21 protein-coding genes are annotated in these 20,268 nt (G+C 66.2%); 6 read left to right on the forward strand and 15 right to left on the reverse strand.

What is annotated here, in order from left to right; all coding sequences use genetic code 11:
* Positions 1–3 precede the first annotated feature (3 nt).
* From WEA80_07710 to WEA80_07765, 12 genes are all read right to left on the reverse strand, one after another.
* The gene (locus WEA80_07710) at positions 4–240 is read right to left on the reverse strand and encodes a DUF494 family protein (GenBank protein ID MEX1186461.1); all 237 of its coding nucleotides are present in this window, start codon (positions 238–240) and stop codon (positions 4–6) included.
* 31 nt (positions 241–271) lie between these two features.
* Complete coding sequence (locus WEA80_07715) at positions 272–790, reverse strand: shikimate kinase (protein MEX1186462.1); 519 nt, start codon at positions 788–790, stop codon at positions 272–274.
* 27 nt (positions 791–817) lie between these two features.
* Positions 818–2,005, reverse strand: coding sequence for a chorismate synthase (gene aroC / locus WEA80_07720; GenBank protein ID MEX1186463.1), 1,188 nt, complete (start codon positions 2,003–2,005; stop codon positions 818–820).
* Between the two features lie 152 nt (positions 2,006–2,157).
* Positions 2,158–4,518 carry a hypothetical protein gene (locus WEA80_07725; protein MEX1186464.1) on the reverse strand — a complete coding sequence of 787 codons (2,361 nt, stop codon included), beginning with the start codon at positions 4,516–4,518 and terminating at the stop codon, positions 2,158–2,160.
* Positions 4,519–4,521: 3 nt separating this feature from the next.
* Positions 4,522–6,426, reverse strand: coding sequence for an AMIN domain-containing protein (locus WEA80_07730; protein ID MEX1186465.1), 1,905 nt, complete (start codon positions 6,424–6,426; stop codon positions 4,522–4,524).
* Positions 6,423–6,845 carry a hypothetical protein gene (locus WEA80_07735; protein MEX1186466.1) on the reverse strand — a complete coding sequence of 141 codons (423 nt, stop codon included), beginning with the start codon at positions 6,843–6,845 and terminating at the stop codon, positions 6,423–6,425. Before WEA80_07735 ends, WEA80_07730 begins: the two co-directional genes overlap by 4 nt.
* Positions 6,842–7,486 carry a type 4a pilus biogenesis protein PilO gene (pilO, locus tag WEA80_07740; GenBank protein ID MEX1186467.1) on the reverse strand — a complete coding sequence of 215 codons (645 nt, stop codon included), beginning with the start codon at positions 7,484–7,486 and terminating at the stop codon, positions 6,842–6,844. Before pilO ends, WEA80_07735 begins: the two co-directional genes overlap by 4 nt.
* A 2-nt stretch (positions 7,487–7,488) precedes the next feature.
* Positions 7,489–8,259, reverse strand: a complete 771-nt coding sequence (locus WEA80_07745; GenBank protein ID MEX1186468.1) for a PilN domain-containing protein — start codon at positions 8,257–8,259, stop codon at positions 7,489–7,491.
* A 13-nt stretch (positions 8,260–8,272) separates the two neighbouring features.
* Positions 8,273–9,319: a type IV pilus assembly protein PilM gene (gene pilM / locus WEA80_07750; protein MEX1186469.1), complete on the reverse strand. Its 1,047-nt coding sequence runs from the start codon at positions 9,317–9,319 to the stop codon at positions 8,273–8,275.
* 226 nt (positions 9,320–9,545) lie between these two features.
* A complete protein-coding gene (locus WEA80_07755) occupies positions 9,546–9,971 on the reverse strand; it encodes a hypothetical protein (protein ID MEX1186470.1) in 426 nt (141 codons plus the stop codon).
* Positions 9,964–10,887 (reverse strand): prepilin-type N-terminal cleavage/methylation domain-containing protein, encoded by a 924-nt coding sequence (locus tag WEA80_07760; protein ID MEX1186471.1) that lies wholly within the window; start codon positions 10,885–10,887, stop codon positions 9,964–9,966. Before WEA80_07760 ends, WEA80_07755 begins: the two co-directional genes overlap by 8 nt.
* Positions 10,884–11,243 carry a prepilin-type N-terminal cleavage/methylation domain-containing protein gene (locus WEA80_07765; protein ID MEX1186472.1) on the reverse strand — a complete coding sequence of 120 codons (360 nt, stop codon included), beginning with the start codon at positions 11,241–11,243 and terminating at the stop codon, positions 10,884–10,886. The genes WEA80_07760 and WEA80_07765 overlap by 4 nt, the downstream gene beginning before the upstream one ends.
* Positions 11,244–11,398: 155 nt before the next feature.
* On the opposite strand from WEA80_07765, the gene WEA80_07770 reads away from it, so the two are divergent.
* From WEA80_07770 to WEA80_07795, 6 genes are read left to right on the forward strand one after another with little or no spacing between them, the layout of a single operon-like run.
* Complete coding sequence (locus WEA80_07770; GenBank protein ID MEX1186473.1) at positions 11,399–12,220, forward strand: glycosyltransferase family 2 protein; 822 nt, start codon at positions 11,399–11,401, stop codon at positions 12,218–12,220.
* Positions 12,217–14,268 (forward strand): glycosyltransferase family 39 protein, encoded by a 2,052-nt coding sequence (locus WEA80_07775; GenBank protein ID MEX1186474.1) that lies wholly within the window; start codon positions 12,217–12,219, stop codon positions 14,266–14,268. The genes WEA80_07770 and WEA80_07775 overlap by 4 nt, the downstream gene beginning before the upstream one ends.
* Positions 14,238–16,169 (forward strand): hypothetical protein, encoded by a 1,932-nt coding sequence (locus WEA80_07780; protein ID MEX1186475.1) that lies wholly within the window; start codon positions 14,238–14,240, stop codon positions 16,167–16,169. The genes WEA80_07775 and WEA80_07780 overlap by 31 nt, the downstream gene beginning before the upstream one ends.
* A complete protein-coding gene (locus tag WEA80_07785) occupies positions 16,166–16,768 on the forward strand; it encodes a class I SAM-dependent methyltransferase (protein MEX1186476.1) in 603 nt (200 codons plus the stop codon). The genes WEA80_07780 and WEA80_07785 overlap by 4 nt, the downstream gene beginning before the upstream one ends.
* Positions 16,765–17,712: a glycosyltransferase family 2 protein gene (locus WEA80_07790; GenBank protein ID MEX1186477.1), complete on the forward strand. Its 948-nt coding sequence runs from the start codon at positions 16,765–16,767 to the stop codon at positions 17,710–17,712. Before WEA80_07785 ends, WEA80_07790 begins: the two co-directional genes overlap by 4 nt.
* Positions 17,705–18,424, forward strand: a complete 720-nt coding sequence (locus tag WEA80_07795) for a class I SAM-dependent methyltransferase (protein ID MEX1186478.1) — start codon at positions 17,705–17,707, stop codon at positions 18,422–18,424. The genes WEA80_07790 and WEA80_07795 overlap by 8 nt, the downstream gene beginning before the upstream one ends.
* A 14-nt stretch (positions 18,425–18,438) precedes the next feature.
* Here WEA80_07795 and WEA80_07800 read toward each other — a convergent pair whose 3' ends face one another.
* From WEA80_07800 to WEA80_07810, 3 genes are all read right to left on the reverse strand, one after another.
* Positions 18,439–18,867 carry a prepilin-type N-terminal cleavage/methylation domain-containing protein gene (locus WEA80_07800; GenBank protein MEX1186479.1) on the reverse strand — a complete coding sequence of 143 codons (429 nt, stop codon included), beginning with the start codon at positions 18,865–18,867 and terminating at the stop codon, positions 18,439–18,441.
* A 106-nt stretch (positions 18,868–18,973) separates the two neighbouring features.
* Positions 18,974–19,399: a prepilin-type N-terminal cleavage/methylation domain-containing protein gene (locus WEA80_07805; protein MEX1186480.1), complete on the reverse strand. Its 426-nt coding sequence runs from the start codon at positions 19,397–19,399 to the stop codon at positions 18,974–18,976.
* 205 nt (positions 19,400–19,604) lie between these two features.
* Positions 19,605–20,156 (reverse strand): Uma2 family endonuclease, encoded by a 552-nt coding sequence (locus WEA80_07810; GenBank protein MEX1186481.1) that lies wholly within the window; start codon positions 20,154–20,156, stop codon positions 19,605–19,607.
* Positions 20,157–20,268 lie beyond the last annotated feature (112 nt).

Consider the following 20,268-nt stretch of genomic DNA (forward strand, 5'->3'; position numbering starts at 1 on the left):
CGCTCAGTGCACCGTCGGGTTGTCGCCGGGAGCACCGACATCGTCGAGCCCGGTGCCCTCGAGCAGGTTGCGCAGGTCGTCCAGCGCGATCCGTCCCTCGAATTGCACCAGGGCGCGCTCGATGATGTGCTCGAGCTCGGCGGGGTTTATTGCGCCGGATCCACTGAGCGCGAGCAGATGGCCCCACGCTTCGGGGGCGAAGCGTCCGCGCTCGTGTGGTCCCAGGACCCTGAAAGGCATAGCGATTGGCAGCTGTTCGTCCATAATCCTCTTATTCCCGCCGGTGTTGCAGAAACGCCGAGGCGAGCTCGGCGGTCCGTTGAACTACCTGATCGAATGGGTCCTGTTCCGTGTCGACGATCGCGTCCGCCGACTCGTAGAGTTTTCCTCGGACCGTCAGAAGCCGTTCCAGCTCCCGGAGCGGGTCGCCGGCCAGCAGCGGCCGGTCCGCGGCGGCCGTCCCGAGTCGCAGGGCGGCTGTCCGAGGCTCTACTCTAAGGTATATGGTAGGGCCGGCACGAGGCACAAGTACCCTGACCGCCTCGTTCGAGATCCACCCGGCGCCAGGAGCAACTATAGCGGAGGTGCGCGGCAAGCGCTCGGTCGCCTCGAATTCCAGGGCCCGGAAAGCCGGTTCGCCGCCTTCCGCGAAAATGCTCGATATCGATTTCCCGGCGGCCTTTTCAATCTCGCGGTCGAGATCCACAAAAGGTATGTGGAGCTCCGTCGCCACCGCATTTCCTACCGATGATTTGCCGGCGCCGGGGAGGCCGATGAGGAAAACGGGCATTAAGAGCGGCGGAAAATGCGGAGCAGTTCACTTCCCCCGCTCGTTGATCCGCGCGATGTAAGAATCGTAGTTCCGCCGCGTCTCGCCGAGCGAATCCCCCCCGAACTTCTCCAGAAACGCCTGCGCGATCACGAATGCAACCATCGCCTCCGCTATCACCCCCATAGCCGGCACGGCCGTCACGTCGCTTCGCTCCGCGACGGCGGCCGCCGCCTCTCCTGTCTCGGTATCGATGGTCGCGAGCGGCTTCATCAGCGTGCTGATCGGCTTCATCGCGACGCGAAGCACGAGCGGCTCGCCCGTCGTCATCCCGCCCTCCAGCCCGCCCGCGCGGTTGCTGCGGCGGTGCACTCCGCCGGCGCGAGTCGCCTGCGACTCCGCGTCGATCTCGTCGTGCACGCGCGAGCCCGGCATTCGCGCCGCCTCGAACCCCAATCCCAGCTCCACACCTTTCACCGCCGGGATCGACATGATCGCGGCCGCGAGGCGGCCGTCGAGCTTGCGGTCCCACGACACGTACGATCCGAGCCCTACCGGCAGGCCGGTGCACACGACTTCGCAGATCCCGCCGAGCGTGTCACCGTCGCGCTTGGCTTCGTCGATCCGCGCGATCATCCGCTGCTCCGCGTCCTTGTCGAGCGTGCGGAGCGGAGAGTCGCCGACCGCGGCGTTGACGTCTTCGGGCAGCGCGTCCGGCGGCGCGGCGTCGATGCCGCCGAGGTGCACGACGTGGCTGCCCACCCTGACGGAGAACTCGGAGAGGAAGCGGCGGCAAACCGCGGCGGCCGCGACGCGAGCGGTGGTCTCGCGGGCCGACGCCCGCTCGAGCACGTCGCGCGCGTCGGCGCGGTCGTACTTGAGCATGCCGGAAAGGTCGGCGTGTCCGGGGCGCGGGCGCGTGACAGCGCGCTTGCGCTTGTCGGGGTCGGCCCCGCTCCGCGCCGGATCCATTATCTCCGACCAGTTCTTCCAGTCGCGGTTCCGGATGAGCAGCGCGATGGGCGATCCGATCGTCTCCCCCGCGCGCACACCGGCCAGCAGCTCGACGCTGTCGGATTCGATCTGCATCCGCCGGCCGCGGCCGTAGCCGTGCTGGCGGCGCGCGAGCTCGGCGTCGATGTCGCCGGCTGAGAGCGGCACGCCCGCGACCATGCCCTCCAAGATGCATACGAGGGCCTGGCCGTGAGATTCCCCGGCCGTCGTGAATCGGAGCATGGCAAAAGATACTGCCAACTACCACCTAGAACTGCCAAGCTACGCGCTACCAGCAAAAAACGCCGCCAGCTACGAGCAAACTCAAGCTCGTAGCTGGCGGCTTCTAGCTGGTGGCCCGCAGCTTGGCAGTTCTAGGTGGCAGTTATCACCAGCTATGGACAGCCGCTCACGAAGTTGCTCGGCAGCGTCACGATCACTACGCCCCGCACGGTCGCGCCCACCAACACTATCTCGCCGTTGGGACGCAGCGCCGACTTGATCGGTCCGATAATCGGGTCGCGAACGGGGACAACGTTCACGCGCGCGTAGCTGCGATTCTCGTAGATCTCGATCACCGGCTCCGTAGACGCCGCGAAGGAGTAGCAGCTCGACCGCGGAATGCTGGTGCCGTTGCCGCTGTTGTTCGGATGGAAGTCGAAGCCGGGGTTCCCGCCCGACGTCTGGAAGAGCCCCTGCAGGCGCAGTGTCGCGTCTATCAGGTAAGTGGAGTCTCCGCGGATAGCGGCGAGCTCGCCGTCGAAGTTGATGGCCGCGCCTTTGACCCGCGAGAACGTGTTGGCGATGTAGTCCGTCACGTCCGCCGCGCGCGACACGCCGAGGTCGACCGCCTGGAGCGGATGGACCTCCATTCCCCTCGTCACGTCGTACATGAGGGCGCGGCTGCCGAGGGCGGGACCGCCCTCGCCTATCACCGCTCTGCGGAAGTTGCCGGAATTGCGGACGTAGGTCGTGTCCCTGAAGCCGAGCTGGTCGATCACGACCACGATCGCCCTGTCAACCGACACGAGAACCTCGTCCGCGCCGAAGCCAGCCGACGCGTACCGCTCCACTTCCAGCGTATCGGCACGTGACGCGCTCTGGCCGACGGCCTGCTCGAAGAAGAAGTGCGACGTACGCGTTGTCAGGTTCTCCCAGCGGACGGACCCCTTGTTGGGGAACGGAACCGACTGCCCGCCCGTCGGGCTGGTGGAGTACACCAGGATGACGTCGCCGCACGGCGTTCCGGGCGTGGCGCTGCCGCGGCACGTGGCGGCGAGGAACTGCGGCCGGTCGCTGAAATCGTATTTGGTACGCTGCCTGATCATGAGACCCGGCACCGTTGCCGACTCGGTGGACGTCACGCTGTAGGCGATGATGTTCGGGAGCGCATACGCCGAAACGTCGCGGCCGGACGGCGACAGCGGGCCTGTGGCATTGAGATCGACGTACGAGATCGACGTACCACCGGAATTGGCGACGAGGAGCGTGTCGCCCATCGTTCCGTTCCGGTCCCGCGGCCATGCCGCTACACCCCACGGGCGCGACCCGACGCTGATCGACGGCTTGAAGCTGGAGTCCGCGAACGCGAACACCTCGAGCCTGTTGCGCTCGATGTTCGTCAGATACAGCCTGTCCTTGACCGGGTGATACAGGGCGTCGGCAACCGCCCCGCCGGACGGTAGCGGGCGCGTCGCGCCGGCCACGACCGTAACCGTGTCGGTGCGGATCGCGCCGCCCGCGAGCAAGGCGTACGAGCGCGTGCCGTTCGCGTTGGTCGCGAACGCGCGGACGAAGATCGTCTGCGGGAATGTCGTATACGGCAACCGCATGTTGAACGTGCGGAAGAGCGACGTGATCTGGCCGGTCGAGACGAGCGAGTCCGCTGCTTCGACTGCGCCGGTCGGCGAGCTCCTTACCTCATAGCCGAGCGTAGCGATCCCAGCCTGGTCACTGGCGCTGACGTGGATCGTGTCGGTCACCTCGACGCGCGGCGTGATGCCGAACGTCACCACCGGCGTCGACGTGGTGGAAGCCAGCGTCTGAACCGTGAGGATGATCGATGGCCCGACCGAGCGCTGTCCCAGGGAATCGTACACGAACGGGGTGACGGTGAGCTGGCCCACCGGCGTTCCCTCCGGTATCAGGAGCGTATCGCTGATGGAAAGAGAGTCGCGCAGCGGCGTAGTGAACACGGTCGAATCGGCGACGGTCAGAACCCCGCTCGTGCTGAAGCCGAGCGAGCTGACGCGCTGTCCGCTCCTTCCCATGATCGCCAGCACCACCGACTTGCCCACCACCGCTACGGTCCCGCTTAGCGGGCTGATGATTCGCGCGTCGGGCGGCACTACGTTGCCGACGGCCAGCCGGAGCGTATCGGTCGGAGACCGGTTACCCGAGCCGTCGGTCGCGAAGCCCACGACCGTCACCGCCGTGCCCAACGGCACGCTGCGCGGAACGCTCAGCGAGAACGGGATGGTCGTTTCCAGGACGGTCGAGGTGAACGTAGTGTCGAAGGTGAACGCTACGCCTCCGGACACGCTCACGTGAATCGTCTTGAGGCCGAGGTTGTCCCGCGCGTCCGCCGAGAAGGAGAGCACCGTGTCGGCGGAGGCGGTGGTACCCGCAAGGTCCAGCGCGGGCGGGTTTGCGTCGCCCGTGGTGCCTTCCGTCAGGGAGTCCCCGCAAGCCGCGATGCCGGTGAAAGCGGCGGCACATATGAGAGCGAGCGAGCGGCGCATTCGACTAGTGCCCATGAATCATCGACCCCCGCCGGGAGCGCGCAGCTGCTGCATCTGCTCGCCCTCGTCGACGATGTGCGGAGTGATCAGTATCAACAGGTCCCGCTTCTCCTCGGCGGTGCGGGTCTGCCCGAACAACCGGCCGATCATCGGCAGGTTGACCAGGAACGGGATTCCCGACTTCGACTGCGTTACCTCGGTAACCGTCAGGCCGCCGATGACCGCGGTCTCGCCGTCGTTCACCAGCAGCTGGTTGTCGGCGCGCTGGCGGTTGAAGATGAACCCGACGTCGGACGACGCGAGCTGCGCGTTGGAGTTCTCGGCGTGCACGGTGAGCAGGATCTGCCGGTTGTTGGTGACCTGCGGCGTGACGCCCAGAATGATGCCGACTTCCTTGAGCTGAACCGTGGCGCGCGGGACACCGCCGCCCTCGGCGCCTGCGCCCCCTTGTGCGGTACCGGCGTCGAGCACGCGGATCGGGATCTCCTGCCCGACCGCGATCTCCGCCTTCCTGTTGTTGAGCGTCACGATGCTCGGCTCGGCCTGCAGGTCCGCCAGACGCACTTCCTGCAGCGCGTCGAGGAAGGCCGTGAGCGAAAACTTCCCGAGCGCGGTGGAGAAGACGAGCGACAGCGCGGGATTGGTGACCCGCGAGTTGGCGTTGGCGATGGCGGAGAGCGTGTTTCCACCGAGCAGGATGCGGTCGCCCGTCACCGGGCTGCCGCCGCCGAGCGCGTCGGGAACCCCGTCACCGTCGGTGTCCACCGGAACCAGCGTAGTCGGATCGGTACGGCTGACCAGCTGCGTGAAGAACTGGTCGCGCGTGCCGATGTCGTACGACAGACCGAGGTCCTCGATGTCCGAGCGGTTGACGAAGATGATCTTCGCCTTGATCGCGACCTGCGGCGTGCGGATGTCGAGATTCCTGAGATAATCCAGGATTCCGCCCATGCGCGACGCGGACTCCGTGATCAGCAGCGAGTTGGTGAACGTGTCGGCGACGACGGCGCCGCGCGCGACGCAGCTGGTCTGCATGTTCTGCCCCGCGGCCTGCGGCACCGCGCTGCCCGGCTGGCAATCCCGCGCCAGCATCTGGCGCAGGGTGTTGGCCAGTCCGGCCGCGTTGGCGTAGTTCACGGGCACCATGCGGGTGACCATCGGCTCGACCGACTGCTTGTTCTGAATGTTCTGGTAGCTGTCGACGGTGATGATTCCGGTGACCGGATCCTCGGCCGCGGCGAGCCCCTGGCCCTCGAGGATCGCCCGCAGCGCCACGTCCCAGGGCTGATTGCGAATCTCGGCCGTGACCGTGCCCGAGACGTCCTTGCCGACGACGATGGTGCGGCCGGCGAAGGTCGCGAACGCGGCGATGACGTCGCGGATGTCCGCGTCCTGATACGTCACGGTGATGCGCGGCTGCGTGGACTGCTGCGCGACCGGCGTCATGCGCATCTCCGGCTCCGGCTCGGCCTCGCGCGCGACCTCGCGCTCCGCCGCGGCGCCGGACGAATACCACGCCTCGAACGCGGAAGTGCCGCCGTCCACGGCCACGCGGACTTCGTTGGCCGTTCGCCTGACCTGATACGGATGCTGGCCGTCGAGCTCTATCACCACCCGAACGACGTTGGAATTGAACTGCGAGTAGCGGACGTTGGTGATTCCGCCGCGGGCGACGCGATCGTAGCTGCCGGTCATGTCGAGCACGGCGCCGTCGAGATCGATCACGAGCCGGTACGGAGACGACAGGACGAAGTCCCTGGCCGAGATCTCGGACGTGACCCCGATCACGACTTCCGCCCGCCCAGTCGCGGGCACGACGCTCAGCGAAGTCACGCCGATCGGATCGGCGGTGTGGCCTCCGGCGGTCCAACCCGCCAGGGCCAATATCAAAGCGGGCGCAAAAATCCGGCGGACCGCGCTCATGGCGTCCTCACTCGTGTGCTGTCGTCCATTGTAAGTGTCTCCTGACGGCTCAACCCGAATTCCTGTATGGTGAACGTCACGGATCTCGGCTGGATGGCCGCGACACGCATGCGTCCCAGAGTTTGTCCTACTTTCACGCGGTACTGTTCCTTGGACGTGAGATCGCGCAGAACCGCAACAGAATTCCTTCCGTTGGGATCGTACGCGATCGCCGTGAGCCGCAGATCGATCAGCAACGGCCGGAGATCCGACGTTGCCAGCAGCGACGCGAACGGATCGCGCCGACCGGCGGCGTCGTACTCGAACACCTCGCGGTAGATCATGTGCTCCTCCGGCGCGGGCGCTGGCGGGGTCGTGCGCGTGGACTGCGCCGCCGCCGTCGACGACACCAGCAGCACGCAGAGCAAAGTCAGTCTCATTGGGCCGCTACCTCTTCATCACCGGCGCGCGTGGCCAGCGGATCGTCCGGACGCACCTTGGCCACGTACGTCTGGATCTGGAAATTCGAGTCGAGCATCGATTTGCCCGGCGCGGCCCGCCGCGTCGCTCCCCGTCCCGACGACACGAACGGCTTCATCTCGAGCGCCACCGGCGCCACGATCCGCTGCAGCGAGCCGACGTTGCTCAGGAACCTGCCCAGCTCGTGGTACCCGCCGATCACCGAGATCTTGTACCGGTGCGTGTCAAAGTCGTCGCCGGGGATGACCGGCATCGGCTCCACCGACGCCAGGTCGAGTCCCACTCTGCGCGCCGCGGTCGAGACGTCCTCGAGCAGACCCGGAACTTCGTTCTTCGTGGGGACGAGCCGCGTCATGACCTTGAGAGCCTCTCTGTCCCGCGCCACGGAAGCGCGCAGCGAATCGACGCTCCCGCGCGCGAGGTCGGTGCGGGCCTGCTGGTTGGCCGCCTCCAGCGAGTCGACGCGCAGCTCCATAGCGCTCAGAGTCTTCGACTTCGGTGAATACATGAGGTACCAGAACGCGCCGAGCAGCGCGAACGAGAGCAGCGCGATCCCGATCAGCGTTTGCTCGCGCTTGGTGAAGTTTTCGCCGATGGCCATGGCTACTGAACCCTCACGGATAGCGGCAGCGTCCGAATCTCCGTCGGCGGGGGACGCTCGGATGCAGCGTCCAGCTGGAATTCGGTGACCTCTTTGCCGTCGCTGGTCACGAGGTCGGACCGCGCGAGGTTGACGTTCTGAATGAAGGGCGACGACTCCAGGTCACGCATGAACCGGGTCAGCGCTTGTATGTCGACTGTGTGTCCTATGATGCGGAACTGAGTGGCACGCCTGCCGATCGCCACGGCCTTCTCCCGCCGCGCCTTCTCCAGGCGGGCCCTTCCGGCCGGGGTAGTGGCCTCGCGCTGCAGCGCCACGATCTCGGAATCTGGAGCGGCCGCGCTCGGCGGAGCGCTCGTCTGCGCGATCGAAACGAGCCAGGTGTACTGCGGTACCACGCGGCTGATCTCTTCCAGAATGTGCGACCACATGAAGCGCGTATCGTCGATCGACTGGATCACGGCCAGCTGCCGCAGCACGAGGTCCCGCTCCGTCTCCGCCGCGACACGCGCCCGCAGAACGGTCGCGAAACGCGCCGAGTCCTGCAGCGCCGTCCGTTCCCGCTCGGCGAGCTCGCCACTGGCCTGCGCCTGACGCGTGAACATGAACGCGCCGAGTGCGACGGCGACGATCACCGCGATCACCGCGCCGACGAGGTACTTGTCCTTGACGCGGTCTCCGAGGGAGCCGAGCAGCTCCTTGGGACTGAAACCGCCCCCGCCGCCCCCGGCCGTCCGGCGCCTGGCGCCGGGTAACAGATTGATGTGAATCATGGTGTCTTCGCCCTCACCGGTTCCGGAGGGCGAGACCGACCGGAAGCATCAGCAGCGGCGCGACTTCATCCATCACCAGCGACTCCAGCGCGCCCGAGCGCATCTGCAGATTCGCTAGCGGGTTGGCCAGCTCTACCGGGACACGCATACGCTTTCCGAGCACGTCATTGAGTCCCGGGGTGCGGGCGCCGCCGCCGCAGATGTACACCGAGCGGAGCGCCGCGCCGGCCTTCGCGGTCGAGAGCAGAAAGGCCACCGCGCGCTCGACGCCCACGGCGAGCTCCTCGACGCGCGCGTCCAGCACCGCGTCCACGTGCGCGGAGCGGTCGTACCCCGTGATGAGGGCGTTCGCGTCCTCGGCCGTGAGGCCGCGCTCGCGCTGCAGGTCCTCGCGCAGCCGCCGCGTCCCCACCGCGAGGTCGCGGGTCAGGACGGGAATGCCCGAGTCGAGAACGTTGATGTTGGTCACTTCGTGGCCGATGTTCATCAGCGCGACGATGCCGCTCATCGCCCCGGGATAATTCAGCTCGAACGCGTTGTGCAGGGCGAAGGCATCGACGTCCACGATCGACGGGGACAGCCCGGCCTCGCTCAGAAGCCGCAGCTTCGCCTCGACCAGGTCCCGCTTGGCCGCGACGAGCAGCACACTCATCTGGCTGTTGCCCTCGTCGTCAGGATCGAGAACCTGGAAGTCGAGCTCGACCGCGTCCATGTCATCGAACGGGACGTGCTGCTGCGCCTCCCAGCGCATCACCTCGCGCGCCTCCCGCTCGCCCACGCGCTCCGCCTGGATCTTCTTGACGATCACGTCGCGGCCGCCGACGGCGGTCACGACTTCCTTCGTCTTCACCTCGGCCATCGCCAGACACTCGCGGATCGCGTCGGCGACGATACCCGGATCCATGACCTCGCCCTCCACGATGGCATCCGTGGAAAGGGGGGCAATACCGACCTTGACCAGCTCCGGGGCACCCTTGGAGTGGTCGATCACTACTGCCTTGATCAGTCCGGAACCTATGTCTAGGCCAACGGTCGGCTTACGACGGCCGAGAAGCGCCATGCTGTCCTGGTGGAGGTTCGCTAAAGTCTGGCGCCCTGCCACCTTTGTCAACAAAAACTTTAAGTGGCGCGCCTTAAACGATGCTCTTGCTTCTGCTTGTGCGGAGCGGGCCGGTTGATTTTCGGCCCCGACTCACGGCTTCCTTACAACCAGCAAAACGATTCGGGCGGTCGGAGGTAACACTTCTCTCGCAAAATGCCCTTCCCCGGGCGCGGGCGCGGTTCGGTCAGTGGAGCTCGACCCACGAGCGTCTCACCGCACGCACATGCGTTCCGGTCGAATCCGTCAGCGCCAGCACATTTACGCCGGTGCGCCTGCGGGCTTCACCCACGGTGGCTTCCGCCACGAGCCAATACATCTGTTCATTGAGGCGAGTGGTCGTGAGAATCGCGCTGTCGCCCCCCGCGCGAATGATTTTCACCGTCGCGCTCCCCTCCGGCAAACCCGGGCTCGAAGCGTCCCACGCGGCCACCGCCCCCCACAGCGCGTACTCGCTCATGGCAAAGGCGCGCTGCCTGGCGATCCGTGAAGCCGCCATCCTGTGCTCCAGAGTAACCGCGACGTGTGTGGCGACAATGAGCGCACCCGCGACCACCACGGCCAGGATGGCCAGCACGAGCGCGAATCCGCCGCGGCCGGTGCGGTCAGTCACGATTGCGCAGCGCGACCGAGAGCGACGTGGAATCGATGTACGCGGCGGACCGCGCGCCGCCGGGCCGCACCGGGATCGGCGTGCGGGTACGGACGATGACCTCGACCAGCGCCACGCGCGTCGTCCCCCCCGACGACCAAACGGGCAGCGCAGCCCCATCGAAGTACCGCAGTCCGATCCCGCTCTGCCCGCCCGACCCGGCGTACGCCATGTACGGTCCGCTCACCGGCTGGATTGCCCCACATGCCGGCGCGCCGAGCGGGCTGCAGCGGCGCTGACCGAGGTACCAGCGCGAGTCCGACGCGCGATACAGGCTGTAGCGCGTGCGCCGCAAAATGCGGACGGGGGCGCCCCGCCCGATAGCGCCGCTCACCGCGCCGCTCAGCGTGATGACGTACGCCGGTGTGTTTACGTCAGCCGCGGAGGTGAAGCCGGTCGAGGGCGGACACACCGTCGTCGACGGCGCCGACGAGACGGCTGCGACCGCATGCCGCTCCCAGCGCGGCTCGCCCGCCGTCGCCGCGCTGTCGTGGTTGAACACCAGCAGGACGTCCCCGCTGTCGGGCGAAGCGAGCAGCGTCGTAAGCCGGATGCCACTCCGAAGCTTCTCCGGCGGCATCGCGATTTGGTACTCCGGCGCCGAATCACAGCTGACCGAAGCGCCGATCAGGCTGTAGAACTCGACCGCCGAGTCGAGCGCGAGCGGAAGCGTGTCGAGGGGTGAGGCGGCGGACAGGTCGGCCACGAGCACTTCGGCAGCGTCATGCGCGTCTCCCCGAACCGATGTCAGCAACGCGATCGAGCGAAACACCTGCTGCTGCCGGCGAAGGCCCTCGGAAATCGCGCCGCCAACGATCGCGAGCAGGAGGACGGAGATCAGCAGCTCCGGTAGCGCGAAGCCGCGGCGCGCGGTCATTCGGAGCAGTTGATCATCGCGCGATAGGTGTCCGTGCGCAGCCGTCCGTCGAGCGCGTACACGACGGTCTGCGACACGGCCCAAACGGACGGGAGCGGGGTCGCCTCGATCGTCCAGCTGGAGGCGACGCCGCGAATGTCTTCGTTGCCGCTCGCGAGCGCGGTACAGCGCGCGGCTGCCAGTGCCTCCAGGCGGGACCGCGCCACCGCGGCCGCGAGCGAGAGATCGGCGGACCGCCGCAGGCGCCGGAGCGACGAGGCGGCGGTGGCTTCGAGCGCGAGGACGCCCACGGCGAAGATGAACGCCGCGATGACGAGCTCGATGAGCGTGAAGCCGGAGCGAGAACCGACGCGCATGCCGGATCGTGGCGCCGTATCCCGCCGGAAGCGACATCGGTCGATTGCGCGTGAAAGCAACGTGAAGGTTGCCCCGGAATGCGACGCGTCGTCACCCGGCCGTACATTTACTCAGCGAAACAATCCGGCCGCGGGAAGCACCCTACGAAAAGACTATGCTCCTGAGCGTCATCGTACCGTGTTACAACGAGTCGTCGACCATTTCCGCCACGATCGACGCCCTGGAGATGCTCCCCCCGCGCCTGGAGAGCGCGGACATGGCGCTGGAGATCGTCGCCGTGGACGACGGATCCACCGACGACACGCTCGCGCAGCTGCGCCAGCGCGCGATCGGCACGCCGCATCTGGTGGTGCACGCGCACGAAGCCAACAGCGGCAAGGGCTCCACGATCCTCACGGCGGCGCGGCTCGTGAAGGGAGACATCGTTCTCATCCAGGACGCCGACCTCGAGTACGATCCGCAGGACATTCCAGCGCTGATCGCGCCGATCGTGGACGGATACGCCGACGCGGTCATCGGCACGAGGTTCGGTGGAGCGGGGGCGCACCGGGTGCTGTACTTCTGGCACCGTGTCGGCAACGGCATGCTGACGCTCCTGTCCAACATGCTCACCGACCTCAACGTCACCGACATGGAGTCGGGCTACAAGGCGTTCTCCCGGGACGCGTTCCTCACGATGCGGCTGACGAGCCGGCGGTTCGGAATCGAGCCCGAGATCCTCGCGCGCCTGTCGCAGATGGGCGCGCGGATATACGAGGTCCCGATCAACTACTACGGGCGGACGTACGCCGAGGGAAAGAAGATCACCTGGCGTGACGGGGTGGCGGCGATCGGTCACATCTTCCGGGCGCAGCTGACGGCCCGGTCGCAGCCCCGACTGCCGGCTCGGCGGCGCGGCGCCCGGAGCCTCACGCCCCGTAGCATCAGGCTGCTGGGGCAGCCGCTGCCCGACAGGAAAGTATCGAGCACATCGTGAGCGTATTCCGCCGCGTCTGCGGCGCGGGGCTCGTTGTCCTGGTGGCGTTCCCCGTCTACCGGCTGCTGTACGGCCGGGAGATCGGCGTCATCGGGAACGACGTACTGCTCTTCACCGAGCAGGATCAGTCGCTGCTGATGATCGGCGCGCCCATCGCGCTGGTGCTCGGGCTCATTCTCGCGCGGGCGATCGGCTGGGAGCGGGTCGAGAGCGCGGCGTCGCGCGCGGGCCGGGCTTTGACGAGCGTGCCCATTCACTGGTTCGCGCTCGCGGCCGCGGCGCTCGCCGTCGTCTACACGACCGCGTTCTCGCTCTGGATTCTCGACGGCAAGCCGAACCTGATCGACGCAATGGCGCAGCTGCTGCACGCGCGGTTCCTGGCCGCGGGCAGCATGGCTGGGCCGGTCGACGGGTGGAACGAGTTCTGGCACGTACAGAATTCGCTGCTGACGCCGCACGGCTGGGTGTCGCAGTATCCGCCGGGCCACGTCGTCCTCCTAGCAGCGGGCTTCCGCATGGGCGCGGTATGGGCGGTCGGTCCGATTCTGTGCGGCGTCGCGGTTTTCTTCGCGGCGCTCGCCGCGGAGCGGCTGCTCCCTGATGATCGGGCAATCGCTCGCCTTGGCGCCCTGTTCGCCGCGGCGAGCCCGTTCTTCGTCGCGCACGCCGGCGCGTACATGAACCACGTGTCCGCGGCGGCCATGGGCGCGGCGGCCGTGTACTGCGGCGTGCGCGCGCGCGACGACGCGAGGTTCGGCTGGGCGCTCCTGGCCGGAGTCGCCGCCGGGGCGGGTCTTACGATCAGGCCGCTCGCCGCGGTCGTGACGGCGGCGACGGTCGCGGCGATATTCGCGAGCGCTGGAAGGAGGGAGCGACCCTCGCTGGCCGGGTGGTCGCGATACTCGCTCGCCGCCGCCGCGGGAGCGCTGCCCTTCGTCGTCGCGCTCGGCGCGTATAACGCGCACTTCTTCGGCAGTCCTTTGCGCTTCGGCTACACCGCCGCGCAGGGTCCGGCCATGGGATTGGGATTTCATCGTGACCCGTGGGGCAACATGTACGGTGTCGTCGAGGCGATCGGGTTCACGTCCTCCGATCTCACGGCGCTGAGCCTCCATCTCCTGGGAACTCCGATTCCCGTGGTGGTCGTGGCCGGACTGTTTCTGCTTGCCGCTCCCAGGTTGAAGCCGGGCGAGCGATTGATCGCGCTCTGGGCGCTGCTTCCGGTGGCCGCGAACGCGCTGTACTGGCATCATGGGATGTTCATGGGGCCGCGCATGCTCAACGAATCGGCGCCGGCGTGGGCGATCCTGGCGGTAGTGTCCGCGGCTGGAGTCGTGCGCAGCGTGCCGCGAGCTTGGGAGCCCGCCGGGTACTCGATACGCGCCGGTCTAGCCTGCGCCTTCGCTCTCGCTGCGGCGGCGGGAGTCTTTTACCTCGGTCCCGACCGGCTGCTGCAATACCGGGGCTGGATGGCGAGCACGAGAATCGACGTTCCGCATGTCGCGCAGCCTTCGACGATGTTCGTTCACGGAGGGTGGACCAGTCGAATAGCGATGCGCCTGGCTGCACGCGGAATGAGGCTGGACTCGCTCGAGATGGCGTTGACGCACAATCCCACCTGCGCTGTACACCAGTTCGCCGAGCGCTATCCGAGTCCGTCGGCGCGGGACGTCAATGCGCGGCCGTTGGACTTCGCGCTTCGAAGCGGCGAGCTGCCCCGCGTTCAGATCTCCCGGGGAAACTGGATCCGGCTGAGCGAAGGCGAGCGCCTCACGCCCGACTGCTTCCGGGAGGCGGCATCCGACACGCTGGGCATCGTCGACGTCGCGCCGCTCCTGTGGCAGAGCGATCTGCCGGGCGCGTCGCGGGATGGTGTGATGATCGTACGCGACATGGGTCCCGCGGCAAACGCCGCCTTCATGGCCGCCCACCCCGGCCGGGTCCCGATGATGTTCATGCGCCGTTCCGACGATGAGCCGCCGGTACTGTTGCCGTACTCGACTGGAGTTTCCATGCTATGGGGGATCCCGCTGCCACCACGCGGCTGAGACAGGTGCGGCACGGGCCAGCCGGCTTGATCTCCTTCTCGAATCGTCGGGCTCCCTGGTGGGCAATGCTCGGCGTCGCGCTCATGGCGTCCTCCTTACTGCTGGCGGGGTACTGGGACCGCGGGTGGATCCCGCACGACGAGGGCACGCTCGCGCACGCCGCCGAGCGCGTGCTGCAGGGCGAGATTCCCCACAGGGATTTTGATGATCCCTACAGTGGCGGCCTCAGCGCGCTCAATGCTCTGGCCTTCCGCGCGTTCGGGGTAAACCTCGCGGCGATGCGGATCGTACTGCTGGCCGTCGCGGTTGCTTGTGTGCCGGCGATTTTTTACATCGCTTCACGTTTTACCGGGTACGTCGGGGCGGCGGCGGTGTCTTTCACGGCCATGGTCTGGAGTGTCGCCAATTATCCGGCGGCGCTACCATCCTGGTACAATCTGTACTTCGCGCTTTTTGGTACCGCCGCGCTCGTGCGCCACATCGAGACGGGACGCGCGCGGTGGCTCGTGATCGCCGGAGTGCTCGGCGGTATTTCGATAAGCTTCAAGACGTCCGGTTTGTATTACGTGGCCGCGGCGCTACTGCTGTTCGTCTTTCTGGAACAGGAAACCGCTGGGGGGATTCGCGGACGACGCGAAATATGGGGCGTCGCGTTTTCAGCTGCCGTCGTCACCGCGCTAGCAGCCTTCGTCGCGTCGCTACTGGTCGCCGTCAGCGCCAGCCCGGGGCCGGCTCAGCTGTTCCAGTTCGTCCTCCCGGGTACGGCGCTCGCCGTCATGCTCGCCGTGCGTGAATCCCGCTGCCGCGGGTCCGGCGCGGATCGGGTGAAAAATTGGTCGAGGTTGGCGCTTCCATTTCTTTGCGGAGTCGCACTGGTAATCGGGCCGTGGCTTGGCATGTACGCGTGGATGGGCGCGCTGCACTTGTTGCTCGACGGGCTGTTCGTCCTGCCGCTGTTGCGGCTGTCATTCGCTTCAGTCGGTCCCGTGCCGATTACTGCGGTGTTCGCCGTTCTCCCTCTCGTGCTGCTGGCTGCCTGCTCACCGTATGCGCGAAGGCGGTCGGACCTTGTAGATGGCGCCGTCCTGGCGGCGGTCGCGACGTGGGTGCTATGGATGGCGGGAACGGGGCCGCGCACTTACCGCTTTCTCTGGTATTCGCTGCTCACGCTGATCCCTGTAATGGTCGTTGGCGGCTCCGCATTGTTGGCGCGCGCGGCACGGCCTGCCATCCCCCCCGGGGACGGGGGGGCCGAAACGGCGGCCCGGGCCCGGCGGCAAATACTGATGTTGCTGCTCGCGATGAGCGCCACGGTGAGCCTGGTCCAGTTCCCGTTTACCGCGCCGGTTTATTTCTGTTATGTAGCGCCGTTCGCCTTGCTCGCGGCGCTGGCGCTCAGCAGCGAGCTGCCGCGCGTGCCGCGAATGATTCCGGCCGTCCTGTTGGCTTTGTATGCCGGCGTCGGGCTGTTGTACGTGAACCCCGGAGTCATCTACACGACCAGATTCACGCGCATTGCCGGCGCCAGGTTCGAGCCGCTGGAGCTGGAGCGCGGCGGGATCAGGGTGCCGCCCCCTGACAACGCGGAGTACCGCGAGCTGGTTGCGGTAGTGCGGTCGCACGCGTCGAGCGGCTATGTGTACGCCGCGCCCGACAGTCCGGAGGTATACTTTCTGAGCGGCCTGCGAAATCCGACGCGGACGCTGTTTGATTTTTTCGAGACGCGGGAAGCCCGCGTTCCGCGAACCCTCGCAGCCATCGACCGCCATGCCGTCTCCGTCATCGCGATCAATCGGCGCCCCGCATTCTCGGGCCCGCTTCCCGGCCGGCTCACATGGGAATTACGACAGCGATTTCCGCATTCGGCGTCGGTGGGCCGGTTCGAGGTGAGGTGGCGATGAGCTTCGCCGATTCCCTGCTCGAGCAGGCGGCAGTGTACCGCCTCTGGCAGACTCCGTTCGCGAAGCGCAAGCTTGCCCCCATCGACGAGAGTGGAGACATCGCACGCGCGAGACGCGTGCTCGACATCGCGTGCGGCCCCGGAACGAATGCCGCTCGTTTTTCGCATACCGACTACGTCGGAGTGGATATCAACGACAAGTACGTCGCCGCCGCGCGGAGGCGTCACCGGGGGCGGTTCATCGCGACCGATGTCACGGCTCCGATGCAAGAGGACCTTGGCAAGTTTGACTTCATCCTGATGAACAGCTTCCTGCATCACCTTAGCGCGGCCGAGGCGATGCGGGTCCTCGTTGCCAGCAGGTCACTGCTCGCGCCCGGCGGTCACATTCATGTCTTGGACCTGGTGCTGCCGCAACGCGCCTCGGTCGCGAGGTATCTGGCGTTGGCCGATCGGGGGCGATTCCCGCGGCCGGTCGACGAATGGCGCGTAATGTTCGCCGGTGTGTTCGAGACCGTTTCTTTCGCGCGGTATGATCTGTCCGCGTTCGGGGTGCCACTTTGGGAGATGATTTATTTCAAGGGCGCTTCCGCCTTATGAGCGCGCCATTCAAGCTCGACGTAGCGATCCCGCTGTACAACGAAGAAAACGTCATTCCAGAGCTGCTGCGACGAGTCCGGGCGGTGCTTGACGGCATCCCGGGCGGACCTCATCGCATCGTCGTGGTGGACGACGGAAGCAGCGATCGGAGCTGGCAGATTCTGGAAGCGGCGGCCGCCACCGATGATCGGATTCTCGGCGTAGCGCTGTCGCGCAATTTCGGACACCAGGCGGCTTTGACTGCCGCGCTTGATCATGCCGACGGCGATGCCGTCGTGGTGATGGACGGTGACCTGCAGGACGCGCCCGAGGCCATACCGGCGCTGCTGGAGCGGTATCACGAAGGGCACGACGTCGTGTACGCTCAGCGAACCAAGCGGAAGGAAGCATGGCCGCTGCGTCTCAGCTATTTCCTCTTCTACCGGCTGTTCGCGCGCCTGGCCGAACGACAGCTGCCGCTCGACGCCGGTGATTTCGCCGTCCTCTCCGCCCGCGTCGTACGCGAGTTGAGGAAGATGCCCGAGCACCATCGATACCTCCGGGGCCTGCGCGGATGGGTCGGCTTCCGGCAGACCGGTGTGGTCGTGGAGCGGAGCGAAAGGTTCGCGGGGCAAAGCAAATATGGGCCGATCAAATTGCTGAAGCTTGCGTTCGACGGGATCTTCGCATTCTCGATCGTTCCGCTCCGCGCCGCCGCCGCCCTGGGCGTAAGCACCGTCGCGATGGCCGGTGCATTCACGCTATACGCCCTTTATAGGAAAATCATGCTGGACGAGTCGCCACGCGGCTTCACCGCGCTGCTCACGCTGGGAACGTTTCTCGCCGGCATGAATCTCTTTTTTCTGGGCGTAATCGGCGAGTACATCGGCCGGATCTACGAAGAGGTGAAGAGACGGCCGCTGTACGTGATCTCCAAGACCACCGGGGGCGGGAGCGATGGATGAGCGATACATCACGCAGTACCGCCATCTGTACGAGCGGCACTGGTGGTGGCGGGCGCGCGAGAGGCTCCTTCTTCACGCCATCCGGCGGCTCGTGCCAAATGGAGTCCGAGCGCGCATCCTCGACGTGGGTTGCGGAGACGGATTTTTTTTTGATCGCCTGACCGCTTTTGGCGAGGTCGAGGGAGTGGATCCGGCCGCCAGTGGAAGCGGACCGTGGGCTGATAGAATTCACGTGGCCCCGTTTGACCACTCATTCCAACCCGGGCGTCGTTATTCGCTGATTCTGTTTCTAGACGTGCTGGAGCATCTCGACCGCCCCGAAGAAGCTCTTTGCACGGCTGCAATGCTGCTCGATGAGGGAGGCAGCGTGTTGGTCACTGTTCCGGCGTTCCCGCAACTCTGGACCCGGCACGACGACCTCAATCGACATCGCGCGCGCTACACGAGTCGAACGCTCACCGAAATGCTGACCCGCGCTGGATTCGTCGTTTCCGAAGCGCGCTACTTCTTTCATTGGCTCGCGGCAGCGAAAGTGGTGGTGCGGACGTGGGAGCGCATCATGCCGGGTGGTGCCGCTCTGCCGACTGTGCCGCCATCTGCGATCAATCGCGCTCTCGAGTTCGGATCCCTATGGGAGTCTAGACTCCTCGCCCCTCTTCACCTTCCGTTCGGCAGCTCGTTACTGGCCGTCGCGCGCCCGCGACGCCATTAGCTGACGTCCTGGTTTTAGGGGGCGCACTTCGGCTCGCCGGTGTTGGTGGCGGGATTAGGCGGACCGGGAGGCACCGGGGGGTCATCGTTGCTGATGAACATCCCGCAGATCTTGGTGGTACCAGGCGCGGGCATCGAGGCGATTGCCTCCCATCCCATGAGTGATGCAGTGACCACCATCGTGACGCCGGTCGACGGCGCATAGGTGATCCCCGGAAGCGAGGCGGGGCCGGTGGTCGTTCCGCTGGCGTACATGCCGTTGTTGTCGGCCGCGTACCCCTCCTGCGCGGTGGCCAGGTTCCGAAGGTCGCCCTTCATTGTCGCGAAGTACGCCTTCTCCTTCGTGCTGGCGAACTTGGGAATCGCCATGACAGCCAGGATGCCGATGATTACGACGACTATCAGCAGCTCTATCAGGGTAAAAGCCGCTCGTTGATTGGGCATGATTGTCGTCGGTTGCTGACCGTGGCGGATAGGCACTCCCGCCGCGCCGGTGGAGCCCGCCCGGCTGAAGCGCCGGGACGGGCCCTACCATTGTCAGGTCAAGAGACTAGTTGCACTTGGGCTCGCCGGAGGCCGTGGCTATGGTCACTCCCCCTGGCACGCCGATGACAGCGGAAATGAACATCTCACACAGCTCGCCGGTCGGCAGCGCCGGGTGCGTCGCCACTGCGTACCAGCCGTTCGCATGGAGCGTCGCGGTCACAGTCACGTTGGTCGAGGGCGCGTAACTCGTCCCGCCGGTGATCTCGTTCGGGCCAATCGCGGTACCGGAGAAATAATTGCCGGCGTTATCGGCCGCATAGCCTTCCTCGGCCGTCGCCAGGTTCCGCAGGTCGCCCTTCATCGTTGCCTTGTACGCCTTGCCCTTCGTGTTCGCGAACTTCGGGATCGCGATCGCGGCCAGAATGCCGATGATCACGACGACGATCAGAAGTTCGATGAGCGTGAAGCCTTTCCGTTTCCTGTTCTGCATGAGAGCTCTCCAATGGGAGGATGCGGCAGCCACTGAGATCAGGCGTGCCGGTCGCCCACTGGTAAGGCAACGCCAAGGCCACTCATGCCAATGCTGGCTAAGTGCTACGCGGGAAACGAGTTATCGAAAAGTTTCCTGGCATCCGCCTCAGGCGTTTGTGCCGTATTGCGCGAACATCTTTGCAAAATGCGGCGGAAACAGCCGGCTACAGCAGGCCCTCGAAGAACGCTGGAAGGGACAGGACGAACGGCTGAGGGGCACCGGCCGGATGCCACTGCAACGCGTCCGTAACTATCTCAGGCCGATCCTCGCTGCGAACCCAACGCTCGACCACGCGGGCGTCGGTGTCCACGATCCAATACTCCGCCACGCCGAACCGCTGATACAGCAGACGCTTGAGCTGGCGATCCAATCTCGCGGTACTCGGCGAGAGCACTTCGACCGCCAGCAGAAGCCCTCCTGCCTCCTTGACGCTCCGGGGCTTGCGACCGTCCACGAGCGGAAGTACGAGGAGATCCGGCTGCACCATGCTCTCGGGCTCGAACTCAACGTCGGTCGGCGCGAACAACACCATTCCGACCGGATGCTCGCGCAGATACAGCGACATGGCGAAATGGAGCGTGCCGAGCGCTTCCTGGTGCCGGAACGACGGCGCGGGCGTCACGTACAGCTCGCCCTCGATGACCTCATAGCGGTTGCGGTCGGCCGGCAACGCGCGGACATCGTCCGCGGTCCACCGCTTGGCAGTGGCTGGCATACCCATACTATGCCCTCCTCATGGGGCGCCGAACAAGGGACCACACCTGAACTTTGACCGCGCCTCGCCGCGGAGCGCCGCCATTTTCATCCGCGCGAAGCCAAACCCCCGC

The sequence above is a fragment of the Gemmatimonadaceae bacterium genome, from assembly GCA_040882285.1.
Taxonomy (GTDB): domain Bacteria; phylum Gemmatimonadota; class Gemmatimonadetes; order Gemmatimonadales; family Gemmatimonadaceae; genus JACDCY01.

What these genes read in the sequence shown, in the direction of transcription:
- WEA80_07710 (MEX1186461.1), bottom strand. Translation starts at nt 240, where the DNA reads ATGCCTTTCAGGGTCCTGGGACCACACGAGCGCGGACGCTTCGCCCCC.
- WEA80_07715 (MEX1186462.1), bottom strand. Translation starts at nt 790, where the DNA reads ATGCCCGTTTTCCTCATCGGCCTCCCCGGCGCCGGCAAATCATCGGTA.
- aroC (MEX1186463.1), bottom strand. Translation starts at nt 2,005, where the DNA reads ATGCTCCGATTCACGACGGCCGGGGAATCTCACGGCCAGGCCCTCGTA.
- WEA80_07725 (MEX1186464.1), bottom strand. Translation starts at nt 4,518, where the DNA reads ATGGGCACTAGTCGAATGCGCCGCTCGCTCGCTCTCATATGTGCCGCC.
- WEA80_07730 (MEX1186465.1), bottom strand. Translation starts at nt 6,426, where the DNA reads ATGAGCGCGGTCCGCCGGATTTTTGCGCCCGCTTTGATATTGGCCCTG.
- WEA80_07735 (MEX1186466.1), bottom strand. Translation starts at nt 6,845, where the DNA reads ATGAGACTGACTTTGCTCTGCGTGCTGCTGGTGTCGTCGACGGCGGCG.
- pilO (MEX1186467.1), bottom strand. Translation starts at nt 7,486, where the DNA reads ATGGCCATCGGCGAAAACTTCACCAAGCGCGAGCAAACGCTGATCGGG.
- WEA80_07745 (MEX1186468.1), bottom strand. Translation starts at nt 8,259, where the DNA reads ATGATTCACATCAATCTGTTACCCGGCGCCAGGCGCCGGACGGCCGGG.
- pilM (MEX1186469.1), bottom strand. Translation starts at nt 9,319, where the DNA reads ATGGCGCTTCTCGGCCGTCGTAAGCCGACCGTTGGCCTAGACATAGGT.
- WEA80_07760 (MEX1186471.1), bottom strand. Translation starts at nt 10,887, where the DNA reads ATGACCGCGCGCCGCGGCTTCGCGCTACCGGAGCTGCTGATCTCCGTC.
- WEA80_07765 (MEX1186472.1), bottom strand. Translation starts at nt 11,243, where the DNA reads ATGCGCGTCGGTTCTCGCTCCGGCTTCACGCTCATCGAGCTCGTCATC.
- WEA80_07770 (MEX1186473.1), top strand. Translation starts at nt 11,399, where the DNA reads ATGCTCCTGAGCGTCATCGTACCGTGTTACAACGAGTCGTCGACCATT.
- WEA80_07780 (MEX1186475.1), top strand. Translation starts at nt 14,238, where the DNA reads ATGGGGGATCCCGCTGCCACCACGCGGCTGAGACAGGTGCGGCACGGG.
- WEA80_07785 (MEX1186476.1), top strand. Translation starts at nt 16,166, where the DNA reads ATGAGCTTCGCCGATTCCCTGCTCGAGCAGGCGGCAGTGTACCGCCTC.
- WEA80_07790 (MEX1186477.1), top strand. Translation starts at nt 16,765, where the DNA reads ATGAGCGCGCCATTCAAGCTCGACGTAGCGATCCCGCTGTACAACGAA.
- WEA80_07795 (MEX1186478.1), top strand. Translation starts at nt 17,705, where the DNA reads ATGGATGAGCGATACATCACGCAGTACCGCCATCTGTACGAGCGGCAC.
- WEA80_07800 (MEX1186479.1), bottom strand. Translation starts at nt 18,867, where the DNA reads ATGCCCAATCAACGAGCGGCTTTTACCCTGATAGAGCTGCTGATAGTC.
- WEA80_07805 (MEX1186480.1), bottom strand. Translation starts at nt 19,399, where the DNA reads ATGCAGAACAGGAAACGGAAAGGCTTCACGCTCATCGAACTTCTGATC.
- WEA80_07810 (MEX1186481.1), bottom strand. Translation starts at nt 20,156, where the DNA reads ATGCCAGCCACTGCCAAGCGGTGGACCGCGGACGATGTCCGCGCGTTG.